Source organism: Enterobacter sp. 2VL (assembly GCF_005503595.1).
Lineage (GTDB): Bacteria > Pseudomonadota > Gammaproteobacteria > Enterobacterales > Enterobacteriaceae > Enterobacter > Enterobacter cancerogenus.
Genome location: NZ_SCNE01000002.1, coordinates 188,601 through 202,542 on the forward strand (window position 1 = coordinate 188,601; position 13,942 = coordinate 202,542).

At 55.0% G+C, this 13,942-nt stretch carries 14 protein-coding genes and 3 pseudogenes; 2 read left to right on the forward strand and 15 right to left on the reverse strand.

Annotated features, from left to right (window positions below):
• Positions 1-13 precede the first annotated feature (13 nt).
• From rlmC to nfsA, 9 genes are all read right to left on the reverse strand, one after another.
• On the reverse strand, positions 14-1,141 hold the full coding sequence (gene rlmC, locus FFS28_RS05300; protein WP_137848983.1) for a 23S rRNA (uracil(747)-C(5))-methyltransferase RlmC: 1,128 nt from the start codon (positions 1,139-1,141) through the stop codon (positions 14-16).
• A gap of 40 nt (positions 1,142-1,181) precedes the next feature.
• A complete protein-coding gene (locus tag FFS28_RS05305) occupies positions 1,182-1,679 on the reverse strand; it encodes a YbjO family protein (protein ID WP_088207598.1) in 498 nt (165 codons plus the stop codon).
• A 42-nt stretch (positions 1,680-1,721) separates the two neighbouring features.
• Positions 1,722-2,567, reverse strand: a complete 846-nt coding sequence (gene potI, locus FFS28_RS05310) for a putrescine ABC transporter permease PotI (protein WP_006174306.1) — start codon at positions 2,565-2,567, stop codon at positions 1,722-1,724.
• Positions 2,564-3,517, reverse strand: a complete 954-nt coding sequence (potH, locus tag FFS28_RS05315; RefSeq protein ID WP_042319404.1) for a putrescine ABC transporter permease PotH — start codon at positions 3,515-3,517, stop codon at positions 2,564-2,566. The genes potI and potH overlap by 4 nt, the downstream gene beginning before the upstream one ends.
• A gap of 9 nt (positions 3,518-3,526) precedes the next feature.
• A complete protein-coding gene (potG, locus tag FFS28_RS05320; protein ID WP_058610382.1) occupies positions 3,527-4,660 on the reverse strand; it encodes a putrescine ABC transporter ATP-binding subunit PotG in 1,134 nt (377 codons plus the stop codon).
• A 98-nt stretch (positions 4,661-4,758) separates the two neighbouring features.
• Positions 4,759-5,871, reverse strand: coding sequence for a spermidine/putrescine ABC transporter substrate-binding protein PotF (gene potF / locus FFS28_RS05325; RefSeq protein WP_058610361.1), 1,113 nt, complete (start codon positions 5,869-5,871; stop codon positions 4,759-4,761).
• 349 nt (positions 5,872-6,220) lie between these two features.
• Positions 6,221-6,697, reverse strand: a complete 477-nt coding sequence (locus FFS28_RS05330; protein WP_006174300.1) for a YbjN domain-containing protein — start codon at positions 6,695-6,697, stop codon at positions 6,221-6,223.
• A gap of 63 nt (positions 6,698-6,760) precedes the next feature.
• Positions 6,761-7,663 (reverse strand): 30S ribosomal protein S6--L-glutamate ligase, encoded by a 903-nt coding sequence (rimK, locus tag FFS28_RS05335; RefSeq protein ID WP_042319402.1) that lies wholly within the window; start codon positions 7,661-7,663, stop codon positions 6,761-6,763.
• Between the two features lie 69 nt (positions 7,664-7,732).
• Positions 7,733-8,455: a nitroreductase NfsA gene (gene nfsA / locus FFS28_RS05340; protein WP_042319399.1), complete on the reverse strand. Its 723-nt coding sequence runs from the start codon at positions 8,453-8,455 to the stop codon at positions 7,733-7,735.
• 185 nt (positions 8,456-8,640) lie between these two features.
• Here nfsA and FFS28_RS05345 point away from each other — a divergent pair, with 185 nt between their 5' ends.
• Positions 8,641-8,910, forward strand: a complete 270-nt coding sequence (locus FFS28_RS05345; protein ID WP_042319398.1) for a GrxA family glutaredoxin — start codon at positions 8,641-8,643, stop codon at positions 8,908-8,910.
• Between the two features lie 27 nt (positions 8,911-8,937).
• Here the strand turns inward: FFS28_RS05345 and FFS28_RS05350 are convergent, their stop codons facing one another.
• Positions 8,938-9,309, reverse strand: coding sequence for an inner membrane protein YbjM (locus FFS28_RS05350; RefSeq protein ID WP_042319396.1), 372 nt, complete (start codon positions 9,307-9,309; stop codon positions 8,938-8,940).
• A 273-nt stretch (positions 9,310-9,582) separates the two neighbouring features.
• Here FFS28_RS05350 and FFS28_RS05355 point away from each other — a divergent pair, with 273 nt between their 5' ends.
• Positions 9,583-11,268 (forward strand): aspartate:alanine antiporter, encoded by a 1,686-nt coding sequence (locus tag FFS28_RS05355; RefSeq protein WP_006174289.1) that lies wholly within the window; start codon positions 9,583-9,585, stop codon positions 11,266-11,268.
• A gap of 202 nt (positions 11,269-11,470) precedes the next feature.
• Here the strand turns inward: FFS28_RS05355 and FFS28_RS05360 are convergent, their stop codons facing one another.
• The 5 genes and pseudogenes from FFS28_RS05360 to FFS28_RS21815 all read right to left on the reverse strand — a co-directional run bounded on the left by FFS28_RS05360 (position 11,471) and on the right by FFS28_RS21815 (position 13,841).
• Positions 11,471-12,253 carry an FRG domain-containing protein gene (locus FFS28_RS05360; protein WP_137848984.1) on the reverse strand — a complete coding sequence of 261 codons (783 nt, stop codon included), beginning with the start codon at positions 12,251-12,253 and terminating at the stop codon, positions 11,471-11,473.
• A 253-nt stretch (positions 12,254-12,506) separates the two neighbouring features.
• A pseudogene (locus FFS28_RS21870) lies at positions 12,507-12,689 on the reverse strand (ogr/Delta-like zinc finger family protein); the annotation flags it as partial.
• A 122-nt stretch (positions 12,690-12,811) separates the two neighbouring features.
• Positions 12,812-13,187, reverse strand: a pseudogene (locus FFS28_RS21680) (phage late control D family protein); the annotation flags it as partial.
• Positions 13,178-13,587: pseudogene (locus FFS28_RS05370) on the reverse strand (phage regulatory CII family protein). The pseudogenes FFS28_RS05370 and FFS28_RS21680, both read right to left, overlap by 10 nt.
• A 32-nt stretch (positions 13,588-13,619) precedes the next feature.
• The gene (locus tag FFS28_RS21815) at positions 13,620-13,841 is read right to left on the reverse strand and encodes a MerR family transcriptional regulator (RefSeq protein WP_137848986.1); all 222 of its coding nucleotides are present in this window, start codon (positions 13,839-13,841) and stop codon (positions 13,620-13,622) included.
• Between the last annotated feature and the right edge of the window lie 101 nt (positions 13,842-13,942).

The window sequence follows — 13,942 nt, forward strand, 5'->3', positions numbered from 1 at the left end:
CGCCTTACCCGGCCTACGCTTTGGCTAACAACGTCAACACTTCGTAATGCGCGGTATGCGGGAACATATCAAAAAGCTGAACGCGTTCAATGCGGTAGCCCGGCAGGTGAGCGATGTCTTTCGCCATCGTCCGGGCGTTGCAGCAGGAATAGACGATGTACGCCGGTGCCATCTGGTTCAGATAATCGCAAAGCGGTTTGCCAATGCCGCGGCGCGGCGGGTTGACCAATACTAATTCCGGCACGTTGCCCTGCCCGGTCGCAAACTGGGTCGAATCCAGCGCCTGGAAGTGGAGGTTTGTTAACCCCAGTTCGGCGGCGGACTGCGTCGCGCAGGCAATCGCCTCGGCGGAGATTTCAATCCCGGTCAGCTGCATCTCCGGGGTGGCGCAGTGCAGGCCAAAGCCGCCCACGCCGCAGAACAGATCCCACATATGGCCGATATTGAGGGCGCGAACCCAGTCGCGCGCGGTGGCGTACAGCGCGCTCGCCACCGTCGGGTTGGTCTGGAAGAAGCTCTGCGGGCGTATCCACAGCGGCACGCCGTTGAAGGTCTCCGCCAGCGCGTGCTGCCCGGTAAGAAAGATCTCTTTCTCCCCCTCCATGATCGCCATATGCACCGGCTGAATATTCACGGTGATGACCTTTAGCTGCGGAAGCTGCTGTTGCAGCCACGGCAGCGCCGCGCGAAGCTGTTCCAGCCGGGATTCTGAGCGCAGGACAAAGCGCAGCATCATGCCGCCGTCCCTCTGGCTTTCGGTGAGCAGCAGGTATTTCAGCTCGCCGCGCTTGCGGGCAACGTTATAGGGCGTTAATCCGGCGCGGGCGATAAACGGCTTGAGTGCCGCAAAAACCGGTTTAAAGGATTCTGGATAAAGCGGGCAGTCGATTAAATCTTCCGGCGTGCCGTCGCGGTGCAGCATGCCCAGCAGCGGTCGTTCCACGCTGCCGCTGACCACCATTTTGGCCTTATTGCGAAAACCCTGCTCTGGCCCACTAACGGGTGCGCACCACTCGCCCACCGCATGGTCAGCCAGGAGCTGCTGAAGGTCGGCCATTTTGGCGGCGAGTTGTTGGGAGACCGGCTGTTCAATCCACTGACAGGAGCGGCAGCGACCGGCGTCATAAAGTGCGCACTGCATATGAAAACCTTAAGAATGGCGGGGGCTGCGATTATACACATTATTGCAGACGGAAAAACCGCCTGCTTGCGGCGGGTGCAAAGAGCAGGCACAGCACCAGCGCATCCGGGAGTTTTTGCATCACCAGCGAATGGAATATCTCGCGCTTAGAGCCTCCCGCGATGCTGAACAGCTCCGGGTAGCCATAGCCCAGCGAGGCGGCCCACAGGTAGGTGGCGGCAGTCACCTGGGTCAGCAGATAGGTCCAGCGCGCCCAGTTGCGCCCCTTCACCAGCGAGAAGGCACAGTAAATTTCAATAAACACCAGCGCCAGGCTGCTCATAAAGACCAGCGTCAGGTTCCAGGTTTGGACGCTGCGGTGAATAAATTCTCCCATGCCGCGCACGCCCAGGGTGTTGAAAATCATCAACACGTCCAGACAGCGGATCATAATAATGGCGAGCGCCGCCACCTGCACCAGCGCAGGGACGTTCGGACGAGCATGCGTATGACGTGTTTTTTGAAAGAATCCCAATGTTTTTACTTCCCTGAAAAACAGTGCCGCGTCTTGCGCGGCACTTCACTGGAAATTTTAAATGCTTCAGCCGCGTCTTGCACGCTGGATATCACGCACACGCTGTTTTTCCGCGCGCGCCATCAAATACCAGGCGATAAATCCGACAATTCCGACCACCCCAAGGATGATGGAGGCCAGGGCGTTGATCTCCGGGTTCACTCCCATGCGTACGCTGGAGAAGACCAGCATCGGCAGCGTGGTAGCGCCAGGCCCCGAGACAAAGCTGGCGATGACCAGATCGTCTAAAGAGAGCGTGAACGCCAGCAGCCAGCCGGATATAACCGCCGGCATGATCATCGGCAGGGTGATGATGAAGAATACCTTCAGCGGCGTGGCACCCAGATCCATTGCCGCCTCTTCTATGGAGCGGTCCAGCTCCCGCAGTCGCGAGGAGATCACCACCGCCACGTAGGCCGTGCAGAAGGTGACATGCGCCAGCCAGATGGTCAGCATCCCGCGATCTGCCGGCCAGCCGATGGCGTGCGCCAGGGCGACAAACAGCAGCAGCAGCGACAGCCCGGTAATAACATCCGGCATGACCAGCGGCGCGGTGATCATAAACGCAAAACCGTTCGCGCCGCGAAAACGCCCGAACCGCACCATCACCATCGCCGCGATCGTCCCGAGTATCGACGCCATCGTGGCCGCCAGCGCTGCGATGGTCAGGCTCAGTCCCACCGCGCTCATCATGGCATCATCGTGGAATAGCTCGCTGTACCAGCGCGTCGACCAGCCCGCCCACACCGTCACCAGCTTCGAGCTGTTAAAGGAGTAGATCACCAGCATCAGCATGGGTGCATACAAGAAGGTGAAGCCAATGATCAGGATCAGGATCCGCCACGGGGAGCGCACTACCGGTAAGTTGTTCATCCGTGGTCTCCCATCTGTTTCTGCTGGTGCTTGTGGAACCACATGATCGGTACGATCAGCAGCAGCAACATCACGATCGCCACCGCCGAGGCCACCGGCCAGTCGCGGTTGTTGAAGAACTCCTGCCACAGCACGCGGCCAATCATGATGCTGTCCGGGCCACCCAGCAGTTCCGGGATCACAAACTCCCCTACCGCCGGGATGAACACCAGCATCGACCCGGCAATAATGCCGCCTTTGGTCAGCGGGACGATCACGCTGAAGAAGGTCTTCAGCGGACGCGCGCCGAGATCCAGCGAGGCCTCCACCAGCGAATAGTCGATGCGCGTCAGGGCGGTATAGATCGGCAGCACCATAAACGGCAGATAGGCGTAAACGATCCCAATGTACACCGCGAGGTTGGTGTGCAGGATCGTCAGCGGCTGGTCGATGACGCCAAGCCACAGCAGAAAGTTATTGAGAATGCCGTTGTTTTTCAGGATCCCCATCCACGCGTAGACGCGGATCAGGAACGAGGTCCACGACGGTAAAATCACCAGTAGCAGCAGGATGTTGCGCGTCGAGGGTTTACTGTGCGCCACCGCCCACGCCAGCGGGTAACCCAGCAGCAGACAGCAGATCGTCGAGATCCCCGCCACCTGCAGCGACTGCAAATAAGCCTCCACGTACAGCGGATCGTCGGTGAGCTGCAGGAAGTTCCCGAGGTTAAGGGTGAGCGTCAGCTGCCCGTCGGCCCAGTCCATCAGGTTGGTGTACGGCGGGATCGCCCGCGCCATCTCCGCCAGGCTTATCTTAAAGACAATCAGGAACGGCAGCAGGAACAGCAGGATCAGCCAGACGTACGGCAGGGCAATCACCAGCTTGCGCCCGTGCGCCATCTGCATACGCGTCAGCCAGTGGCGAAAACCGCCCGGTTGTTTGACGCGGGCTGGAGGTTCAAGTGTACTCACGATCGCTCCTTATGCCGTTAACACGACGCAGCTGTCCGCATCCCAGCACAGGCGCACTTCGTCGCCCCAGGTCGGCTGGCCCTTGCGATAGCGGTGTTCGTTCTGCAGTTGGGCGCTGAGCATCTGCCCGCTTTGCAGACGCACATGGTAGATAGAGAGATCGCCCAGATAGGCGATATGCACCACCTCACCCACGGCAAAGTTATAGCCATCGGCTGGCGGCTCGTCACAGAGCATGATTTTTTCCGGGCGCAGGGCGACGTACACCGGTACGTTATCCACCACCGAACTATCAGGATCAACCTTCAGCGGGTGAACCAGCCCCGGAGAGTCAATCACCAGCCCGTCGTCCTCGCGCGCCTTCAGCAGCCCTTCAAAGACATTCACCGAGCCGATGAATTCCGCGCTGTAGCGGGTGGTCGGGTGCTCGTAAATCTCCTCCGGCTCGCCGGTCTGCACGAATTTGCCGCGATTCATGATCGCAATACGCCCGGCCATGGTCATCGCCTCTTCCTGGTCGTGGGTTACCATCACGCAGGTCACGCCGACGCGCTCAAGGATGTCCACCACCTCAAGCTGCATGCGGTCACGCAGCTTTTTATCCAGCGCCCCCATCGGCTCGTCGAGCAATAGCAGCTTCGGGCGTTTCGCCAGGCTTCTGGCCAGCGCCACGCGTTGACGCTGGCCGCCCGAGAGCTGGTGCGGTTTACGTTTGGCGAACTCCTGCATGTGGACCAGGCTCAGCATCTCGGCCACGCGTTCGGTAATCTCCGCCTTCGGCAGTTTGTCCTGCTTCAGGCCAAAGGCGATGTTCTGCTCAACCGTCATGTGCGGGAACAGCGCGTAGGACTGGAACATCATATTGATCGGGCGCTGATACGGCGGCACGCGGGAGAGATCGACGCCGTCCAGCACGATCTGCCCGGCGGTCGGCTGTTCAAAACCGGCCAGCATGCGCAGCAACGTCGATTTACCGCAGCCGGACGGGCCAAGCAGGGCAAAAATTTCGCCTTTGTAGATCGTCAGGCTCACGTCGTCCACGGCGTGTTGCCCGTCGAAGGATTTGGTGAGATTACGGATTTCAAGAAGCGGGGTCAGCGCTTTACGGACTTTCGCCTGCGGGCGGGGGATCACGTCATTCACGGGGTGTTCTCCGGCAAAGATCAAATCAGGGTGCAGGCGCACCAGAACGGTGCGCCTGTTGCCGGGGGCGCTTCGCTTGCCCGGCCTACGACAGCGGTTTATTTACCGCTTTTCACCTTGGTCCACGCACGGGTGCGCACGCGGTCGATTTTTGGATCCTGAACCTTCAGGGTGAACAGCTTGGCAAAGACGTCCGCTGGCGGATAGATAGCCGGATTATTGCGGATCGCTTCGCTGACCATCGGGGTGGAAGCCTTGTTACCGTTGGCGTAATAGACGTGGTCGCTGATGTGGGCGATCACCTCCGGACGCATCAGGTAGTTCAGGAACTGATACGCTTCGTCTTTGTTTTTCGCATCCGCAGGCATGGCGAAGACGTCGAAGAAGGCCAGCGCCCCCTCTTTCGGAATGAAGTAAGAGACATTCACGCCGTTTTTCGCCTCTTTCGCGCGGTTTGCTGCCTGCCAGACGTCGCCCGCCCAGCCGATCGCCACACAGATATCGCCGTTGGCGAGGTCGTTAATGTACTGAGAGGAGTGGAAGTAGCGAATGTTCGGGCGCAGCTTCAGCAGCAGATCGGTGGCCGGGCCGGTGTAATCATCGGCCTTGCTGCTGTTGGGATCTTTGCCCAGATAGTTCAGCACGGTGGCGAAAATCTCTTCCGGTGCATCAAGGAAGGAGACGCCGCAGCTTTTCAGCTTCTCAAGATTTTCCGGCTTGAGCACCACGTCCCAGCTGTCGAGCTTGACGTCTTTCCCCAGCACGGCTTTCACTTTATCGACGTTATAGCCGATGCCGGTGGTGGCCCACAGGTAAGGCATGGCGTATTTGTTGTCCGGGTCGTGTTTGGCGACCAGCTTCAATACTTCCGGATCGAGGTTTTTCCAGTTGGATAATTTGCTCTTATCCAGCGGCTGGAACACTCCTGCCGTCAACTGGCGCTCCAGGAAGCTGGCGGAAGGCACCACCAGGTCAAAGCCAGTGCTGCCCGCCATCAATTTACCTTCCAGCACTTCGTTGGAATCGAACACGTCATACACGACCTTAATGCCGGTCTCTTTTTCAAAGTTTGCGACGGTGTCCGGCGCGATATAGTCCGACCAGTTATAAACGTGGAGCGTTTTTTGTTCCGCAGCGAGCGTGCCGGCAGAGACGGCCATCAGAGCACCCGCAACCAGACCCGATACCCATTTTTTATTCAAGGCGATCATATCGTTATTCCTTCTGAAAGCTCGTTAACACACGAACTAAAACTGTGCACTCTGACGATATGCAAGAATCATGCATACTTTGTCGCTCTGGCCGAAAAGGAATAAAAGATTTTTCCGGCAGGATCCGCTCGCTTTTGTAAGCATCGCAAGAATAACTGTAGCCCTTGTCCCGGGCTATAGCCCAGACGAAAAAACGCCTTTCATCAATTTTTTATGCAGAATATGTCTATGTGATAAGCCGAAATGGCCTTTAAGGAGGTGAAATAATCTTGAAAAGAGGGTTTAAGACAGCAGAAAAAATGGCGTTACGCAGCCGCCGTGGCAGCGACTGCGCCATGCTCAGACAGCGTTAGTGCAGAAAAGTGGGAGATGCATCATTATTCTCTGCATCATCTTCGGCGCTGTACAACAGGTGATGCGCGTTAGCTTCCATCATCACCATGGAAATCTGCTCTTCGCCCATGCGCATAAACCAGGCAAACTGCTTGAAGGATAACCCTGCCCCGGAGAATAAAGACTCGCACACCACCAGTTTCGGCAGATTATCATCCTGTATGTCGAGAAATGCTTTCACCGTCAAAGAACTGGCGTTGATGGCAGACAGATCGGACGCCAGCGCCAGCAGTGCAGAGGGTTTAACCTCGGCCAGCGCGGAGAAAAGAATGACGTCATTAATCAGATCGATCTTGGCATCAAAAATACCGTCGAAATTTTGCATGTGAGGCAGATGCAGCGCCTGGCAGGAGTCGCATTCAAAGAAGGTAATTCCGGCATCATCGAGCCATTGACGTAACGTATCCAGTGTTGGAACGACCTGTAAATCCATCGCTGTGCAGCCTCTTAAATAATAACTTCGCTTAGAGTACGCAAAAAGTGCGCGATAATCTATTTAACCGCCCGTTTTCAGGCAAAATCCCGGGGTCGCGTGGCATTCAATCCAGGCGATCATTTTGCCCGCAATGTCCACGCCCGTGGTTTTTTCAACCCCTTCCAGCCCCGGCGAGGCGTTGACCTCCATCACCAGCGGGCCGCGCGTGGCGCGCAGCAAATCGACGCCCGCCACGTCCAGCCCCAGCGTCTGCGCCGCTTTTACCGCAATCACGCGCTCGCGCTCGCTGATCTCTGCGATACGCGCCACGCCGCCGCGGTGCAGATTCGAGCGAAAATCGCCCTCTTTGGCCTGACGCTCAATCGCTGCCACCACCTCATCGCCGACCACAAAGCAGCGAATGTCGCGCCCTTTGGCCTCTTCGATATACTCCTGCACCAGGATATGGGCGTTGAGTCCGCGGAAGGCATCGATCACGCTTTCCGCCGCCTGGCGCGTTTCGGCCAGCACCACGCCAATGCCCTGCGTGCCTTCCACCAGCTTGATGACCAGCGGCGCGCCGCCCACCATGTCGATCAGATCGCTGGTGTCATCCGGTGAATGAGCGATGCCGGTAACGGGCAGGTCGATACCCTGTCGGGCCAGGAGCTGCAGCGAGCGGAGCTTATCGCGGGCGCGCGAAATGGCGACGGACTCGTTTAGCGGATAGCTGCCGAGCATCTCAAACTGACGCAGCGCGGCGGTGCCGTAGTAGGTGATCTGAGAGCCGATGCGGGGGATCACCGCATCGAAATGCGGCAACCTGCGGCCTTTATAATGAATCGATGATGCCGCCGGATCGATGTTCATATAGCAGGACATCGGATCGAGGATCTCAATCTGATGCCCGCGCTTCGCCGCGGCTTCCCGCAGGCGTCTGCATGAATAGAGCGTTCCATCCCGGGACAATATGGCAATTTTCACCCTGCACCTCTCTAAAGACCTGGTAAAAGCCTGCGTATCATACACGCAGCGAGGCACAGGATGAATGGACTATCGCGTCGCCCAGCCCTGCTTGTGCAGATAATCGAGAATAAACGGACGGTTCTCTTTAATGATGGTGCGACGGATATGGTCAGTCCAGGTATCGCGGCGGTTGTTGCTGTCGCGCGTCAGATAGTAGTTCGCCAGCTCCTCATCGTATTGATTCAGAACCTCCTGGTCGACCGGCTGGTAGTGGTTTTCATGCACCAGCATCGCTGCGGGGATACGCGGTTTGAGATCCGGGTTATCCGCAGGCCAGCCCAGGCACAGGCCAAACAGCGGCAGGACGTGTTTTGGCAGCTTTAGCAGCTCGGTTACGCTTTCAATGTTATTGCGCAGCCCGCCAATGTAAACCCCGCCCAGCCCCAGCGATTCCGCCGCCGTGAAGGCGTTTTGCGCCATCAGGGCAGTATCGACCACGCCCAGCAGCAGCTGTTCGGCGAGGCCCAGTTCCGCCTCAGGGCAAATTTGCAGGTGACGGTTAAAATCGGCGCAGAAGACCCAGAACTCCGCCGCCTGGGCTACGTGCTTCTGCCCGCCGGTCAGCGTCACCAGCGTTTCACGCATCGCCGGATCGGTAATGCGGATAATAGAGCTGCATTGCAGGAAGCTGGAGCTGGACGTTCCTCGCGCGCTGTCGATAATGGCTTCGCGCTGGGCCTCGGTAATAGGTTCATCCGTAAAGTGGCGAATGGAACGGTGGGAACGGAGCAGGTCAATCGTTGGCGTCATCGTGTCTCTCTTTGTCTTGCTTAAAACGTATCGCAGCCAGTATAGGCAATGATCCGCGCGCTGTAATTGGCGAAACATAGCTCGAAGATATTAAAGCGACAGGTGAAACCTTCTTTCCATGACGGCAGGTTATCGTGCACTATACGTCGTATTCGCCGTCAGGCTTGTTTTTTGAGGAGAGAGAAATGTTTGCAGTGATTTTTGGTCGTCCAGGATGCCCTTACTGCGTGCGCGCAAAAGAACTGGCTGAGAAACTGACCGCAGAGCGGGATGACTTCAACTTCCGCTACGTGGACATCCACGCGGAAGGGATCAGCAAAGCCGACCTGGAAAAAACCGTGGGTAAACCGGTTGAAACCGTACCGCAGATTTTCCTCGACCAGCAACACATTGGCGGCTTCACCGATTTTGAAGCCTACGCCAAAGAAAACCTGGGCCTGTTTGCTGCTCAGTAAGCGTAAAACGCCCTCATTATGAGGGCGTTATTGTTTGTGCCGCCGCTGCAAAAGGCTGCTGATACATAAATAGCATAGCGCCCCCAGCGCGCACCAGAACACGCCGCTTAACAGCCACGCCAGCTCCTGCCAGATGGTTCTGGAAGAGGTCAATACCAGCCGCATCAACAGCAGGCACAGCGGTGCCGCCAGTATGGCTCCCAGCAAAGGCTTAAACACTTCGCCCCCGCGAGAGAGAAAGCTGGCCGCCGCGCCCGGCAGAATGAAAAAGAGCAAACCCAGCTCAGGATGGCCGGATGCACGAAACGCCCCTTTTACATTAAACGCTAACGACAGGCAGACAACGGTAAACAGCAAAAAACAGCTGATCGCGCCCACCCAGTTTCGCCTTAAATTCAAACTATCCTCCTGATGTTTCTCTATCAAATACACCTTCGTCCTGTGGACGCCCAGTCAGATAAAGCATTGCGGCAATCCTTGCCAAAGCTCGCACAGCGTTGTGCGATAATGAGTAGCCGTCGTTAGCTAATACGACTAAACTACCCACCTGCTAGTGTTTTTGGGAATTAAGAAAGAAACAGGAAATGCTGAAACGCTGCCCTGTCATCCAAAACAGTAGCCCAAAAAACCACTTCATTCAACAACTTACTGGTAAACAAGAAGTTAGCCTCCGTGAATATAAACGTCGCAGACTTGTTAAATGGGAATTACATCCTGTTATTATTTGTGGTACTGGCATTGGGCCTTTGCCTGGGAAAATTACGCCTCGGGTCGGTTCAACTTGGTAATTCCATTGGCGTTTTAGTCGTCTCTTTATTATTAGGTCAGCAGCATTTCAGCATTAACACGGACGCCCTCAACTTAGGCTTTATGTTGTTTATTTTTTGTGTGGGTGTTGAAGCGGGTCCCAACTTTTTTTCTATTTTCTTCCGCGACGGCAAAAATTACCTGATGCTGGCGCTGGTGATGGTTGGCAGCGCGCTGCTGATTGCGTTAGGCCTGGGTAAGCTGTTTGGCTGGGACATTGGCCTGACGGCGGGTATGCTTGCCGGCTCGATGACCTCCACCCCGGTTCTGGTGGGTGCGGGTGATACCCTGCGCCACTCCGGGATGGCCGGAGCGCAACTGTCCACCGCGCTCGACCATCTGAGCCTTGGCTACGCCCTGACCTACCTGATTGGGCTGGTGAGCCTGATCGTCGGCGCGCGTTATCTCCCTAAACTCCAGCATCAGGATCTACAGACCAGCGCCCAGCAGATTGCCCGCGAGCGCGGTCTGGATACCGATTCCAAACGCAAAGTTTACCTGCCGGTGATCCGCGCCTACCGCGTAGGGCCAGAGCTGGTGGCCTGGGCCGACGGTAAAAACCTGCGCGAGCTGGGCATTTACCGCCAGACGGGCTGCTATATCGAACGTATTCGCCGCAACGGTATTCTGGCGAACCCGGACGGCGACGCGGTGCTGCAGATGGGCGATGACATCGCGCTGGTCGGTTATCCGGATGCCCATGCGCGCCTCGACCCGAGCTTCCGTAACGGCAAAGAGGTCTTTGACCGCGACCTGCTGGACATGCGTATCGTCACCGAAGAGATTGTGGTCAAAAACCACAACGCCGTTGGCCGCCGCCTGGCTCAGCTGAAGCTGACCGACCACGGCTGCTTCCTCAACCGCGTGATCCGCAGCCAGATTGAGATGCCTATCGACGATAACGTGGTGCTCAACAAAGGTGACGTGTTACAGGTGAGCGGCGACGCGCGCCGCGTGAAAACCGTTGCAGACCGTATCGGCTTTATCTCCATTCACAGCCAGGTCACCGACCTGCTAGCTTTCTGCGCCTTCTTTATCGTGGGCCTGATGATCGGGATGATCACCTTCCAGTTCAGCAACTTTAGCTTTGGCATCGGTAACGCCGCCGGACTGCTGTTCGCCGGGATCATGCTGGGCTTCCTGCGTGCCAACCACCCGACCTTCGGCTATATCCCACAGGGTGCGCTCAACATGGTGAAAGAGTTCGGGCTGATGGTCTTTATGGCCGGTGTTGGCCTGAGCGCGGGCAGCGGCATTGGCAACAGCCTGGGCGCCGTCGGCTGGCAAATGCTGGTGTCCGGCCTGATTGTCAGCCTGGTGCCGGTGGTGATCTGCTTCCTGTTTGGTGCCTACGTGCTGCGCATGAACCGCGCCCTGCTCTTCGGCGCCATGATGGGCGCACGTACCTGCGCGCCTGCGATGGAAATCATCAGCGATACCGCGCGCAGCAATATCCCGGCACTGGGGTACGCAGGCACCTATGCGATCGCTAACGTCCTGCTGACGCTGGCGGGTACGCTTATCATCATCATCTGGCCGGGACTCGGATAACTCTCAAGTTTGCGCAAGGACGAAAATATTTTCGTGATGCGCAGAACTTTTAAGAAAGGGGGCAGTCATAACTATTGCCACTGCTTTTCTTTGATGTCCCCAATTTGTGGAGCCCATCAACCCCGCCGTTTTGGTTCAAGGTTGATGGGTTTTTTGTTGTCTGAGATTCGGGGCCTTTCTTATCAGCTATTTACGAACCACCTTACCATCTTTCGTTATCCCAACGGCCATTTCTTTCTGTATTGGCGTGACAGAATCCGTCGAGATCAGGGAATAAAGTGAGCTGTCGGACGTCAAATGTACCTTCTAAAAGACGCAAAAACTCTTCTTTCATACTGGCTGTGATTGCTATTGAAAGGTAGGCGTCTTCCTCAAGATCAAAATCGAGACTTCCCATTGGATTGTCACTCACAACACTGTACATAAATTGAGCGCTTTGAGCTGCAATTCTTTTAGTAACTGCTGGAGGTTCCCAAGTAGTAGCTCCGGCTTTGCTAATCCCTTTTACAAATATCTCATCATAGGTGCGTTCTTCCGTTTCACCTTCTTGCCCATAGATCGAATCAGAATGAATCCCAAACAAAAGCCCGGTTTTCCCTCTCTCTGATTGGCAAGCAAACCATAATGCAACAAGCATATTCCTTGAAAAGTCTATTAGACGTGTTGCTGCACCATGATGCTGTAGCTTGGCAAGCACTTCAAAATCAGCTAAACGTCTTCCATCTTCGTATCCATAGCCCTTATGTCTAGCTTTTTTTAACAATTCGAGTTCATAGTTTCTCATCCTGCTCTCGGAGACGCTGCGATGAGAGAATTTCAAGCGTCTGAAAGCAGCGCTATGAATTGCCCAATCAACATTCCCTTGCCCTCTCCACATATAAACATTCATACGATGAGCAGAGTGTTGTTCTGTAATTTCAACTAGTTGACCTAAATTTCTTGGTGCTAATATTTTGCCAAACAGCTTAGTCTCGATTGACTCCATGTAGACATCTCCACAATTTTAGCTACTAACAACATTACTAATTTTCTACACCCCAATGTGGGAACATTTTACTTTTCAAAGTCAATAAGTTCTCAATTTAACATGCTTCACCTAAGAGAAATTACTCATGATATTGTGCCCTTTTTTATAGTGTCTGCATCAAATTGCTCAAAACAATAATCATAAAAAAACCCGCCAGCAGCGGGTCTTTGTCAGTAAGCAAATTGCTACTGTATACCTTTTGGGTGAGGCGGTACGGCGGTGCGGCGCTGATTTTTTGCGGACGGCATACTGAACTAACAAATGTTTCATGGATCAAGAAAGTATACCCGCACTCAATATTGGTGCACTGGTTGTAGTGTTCTTTGCTTTCACTGGAAACCTGCAAGCTACTGGGTGTACTCGCGGCCTGACCGCACATCGTGCAATTCTTCATTTTGTTAAGGTCTCACTCTTCACCAGGTCAGCAATAATAGTGCATTATTGTTCTCAATTTGGAACTAATCATTCAATCTGAAACTCACCTATTTTCACTTCGAGATCCAGACTGGTCGTAAATCAACTGTCTGGACTGACGGTATGCGTCAGGGTGATGGTGGTCCACTCCGCATCAACAATGGGTTGTTTAAAGCCTCTCACCTTCACCGGGAATTGGTGTAGAGATCAGCCCGGCCTTCCGCCAGCTGCACGGAGAAAGACACTCCCCCGCGCGCTGCATATGCTCCCACTTCATCTTTGCTGCACGCTCTGCATTGCTGCGGTTGGTGTAGGTCCGATTCAGGCCCAGCACTTTTTCATCCGTTTTCACCAGATAATCCCCCTGCTTCGCTTCCGGCTCTTTAGGTGCGGTGATTTTCTTGCGGCGGCGCTTCACGTGTGTGGTCTCTTTCTTCTTCGGCTCAAGGGTATGCAGACAGCAGGCATTCACACCAGTAGACGGGTAACTGTGTTGACGCTTTCGCAACCTGGCGGCGGGTGGTCGCATTTAGCTGAACGCCAGAAACCGCATTCGCAGCGACACCGCCGATCTCGGCGGTGGCTTTAAGGACGTACTGAGGCATTTTCTCCCGCGCGACTTCATTGGTTGGTATACACGACAGACAATGGATCTGCGCCAGAATCCCATCAACCAGCGTTGAGTCTGCGGTGAAATCGGTCAGTAGCCAGATATCTAGCGCAGTCAGCTGGTGCGGTTGCTCCGGGATGAGCTTGTTGCGCAGGGTTTGAACGTTCATAGCTGCATGTTGAGCCAGATTCGCCATATTGTGACGTAGAGTGAAGCTCCGGCAGGCTTCATTGAAATGGGGATGTTTTGATATGCGATAGTCAAACATAGTCAGTTGCTCCATTAAGTCTCAAAATGGAACTAGCTGATAGTCACATTGCAATCTGAGAGTGCATCAGCGGTTAAAGCAATGATGTTAATCATTACCTTTTCACGCTTCTTATCTTTGCGCAGGCGGTGACGAGGCAACCGACCATCCGCAAGCATGTCGCTTATGGTGTCAACAGGCAGCCCAGTTAGCTCGCTATAGCGTTCAATTGTGACGTATATTGTGTTCAGAGGGATTGAAATATTTGGGGTCATGATGCAACATCTCTTTTCGGCTTGTGGTGAGCTTGGTTAAATCGTGACAATTAAATTCATAAAACGGAGATTAAGATCTCATATCGGTTATGCCAAACAAA

Bases quoted from the DNA above. Each gene is read 5' to 3' on its own strand.
- potI (WP_006174306.1), bottom strand. From the start codon at position 2,567: ATGAACAACTTACCGGTAGTGCGCTCCCCGTGGCGGATCCTGATCCTG.
- potF (WP_058610361.1), bottom strand. From the start codon at position 5,871: ATGATCGCCTTGAATAAAAAATGGGTATCGGGTCTGGTTGCGGGTGCT.
- rlmC (WP_137848983.1), bottom strand. From the start codon at position 1,141: ATGCAGTGCGCACTTTATGACGCCGGTCGCTGCCGCTCCTGTCAGTGG.
- FFS28_RS05345 (WP_042319398.1), top strand. From the start codon at position 8,641: ATGTTTGCAGTGATTTTTGGTCGTCCAGGATGCCCTTACTGCGTGCGC.
- nfsA (WP_042319399.1), bottom strand. From the start codon at position 8,455: ATGACGCCAACGATTGACCTGCTCCGTTCCCACCGTTCCATTCGCCAC.
- FFS28_RS21815 (WP_137848986.1), bottom strand. From the start codon at position 13,841: ATGACCCCAAATATTTCAATCCCTCTGAACACAATATACGTCACAATT.
- FFS28_RS05330 (WP_006174300.1), bottom strand. From the start codon at position 6,697: ATGGATTTACAGGTCGTTCCAACACTGGATACGTTACGTCAATGGCTC.
- FFS28_RS05360 (WP_137848984.1), bottom strand. From the start codon at position 12,253: ATGGAGTCAATCGAGACTAAGCTGTTTGGCAAAATATTAGCACCAAGA.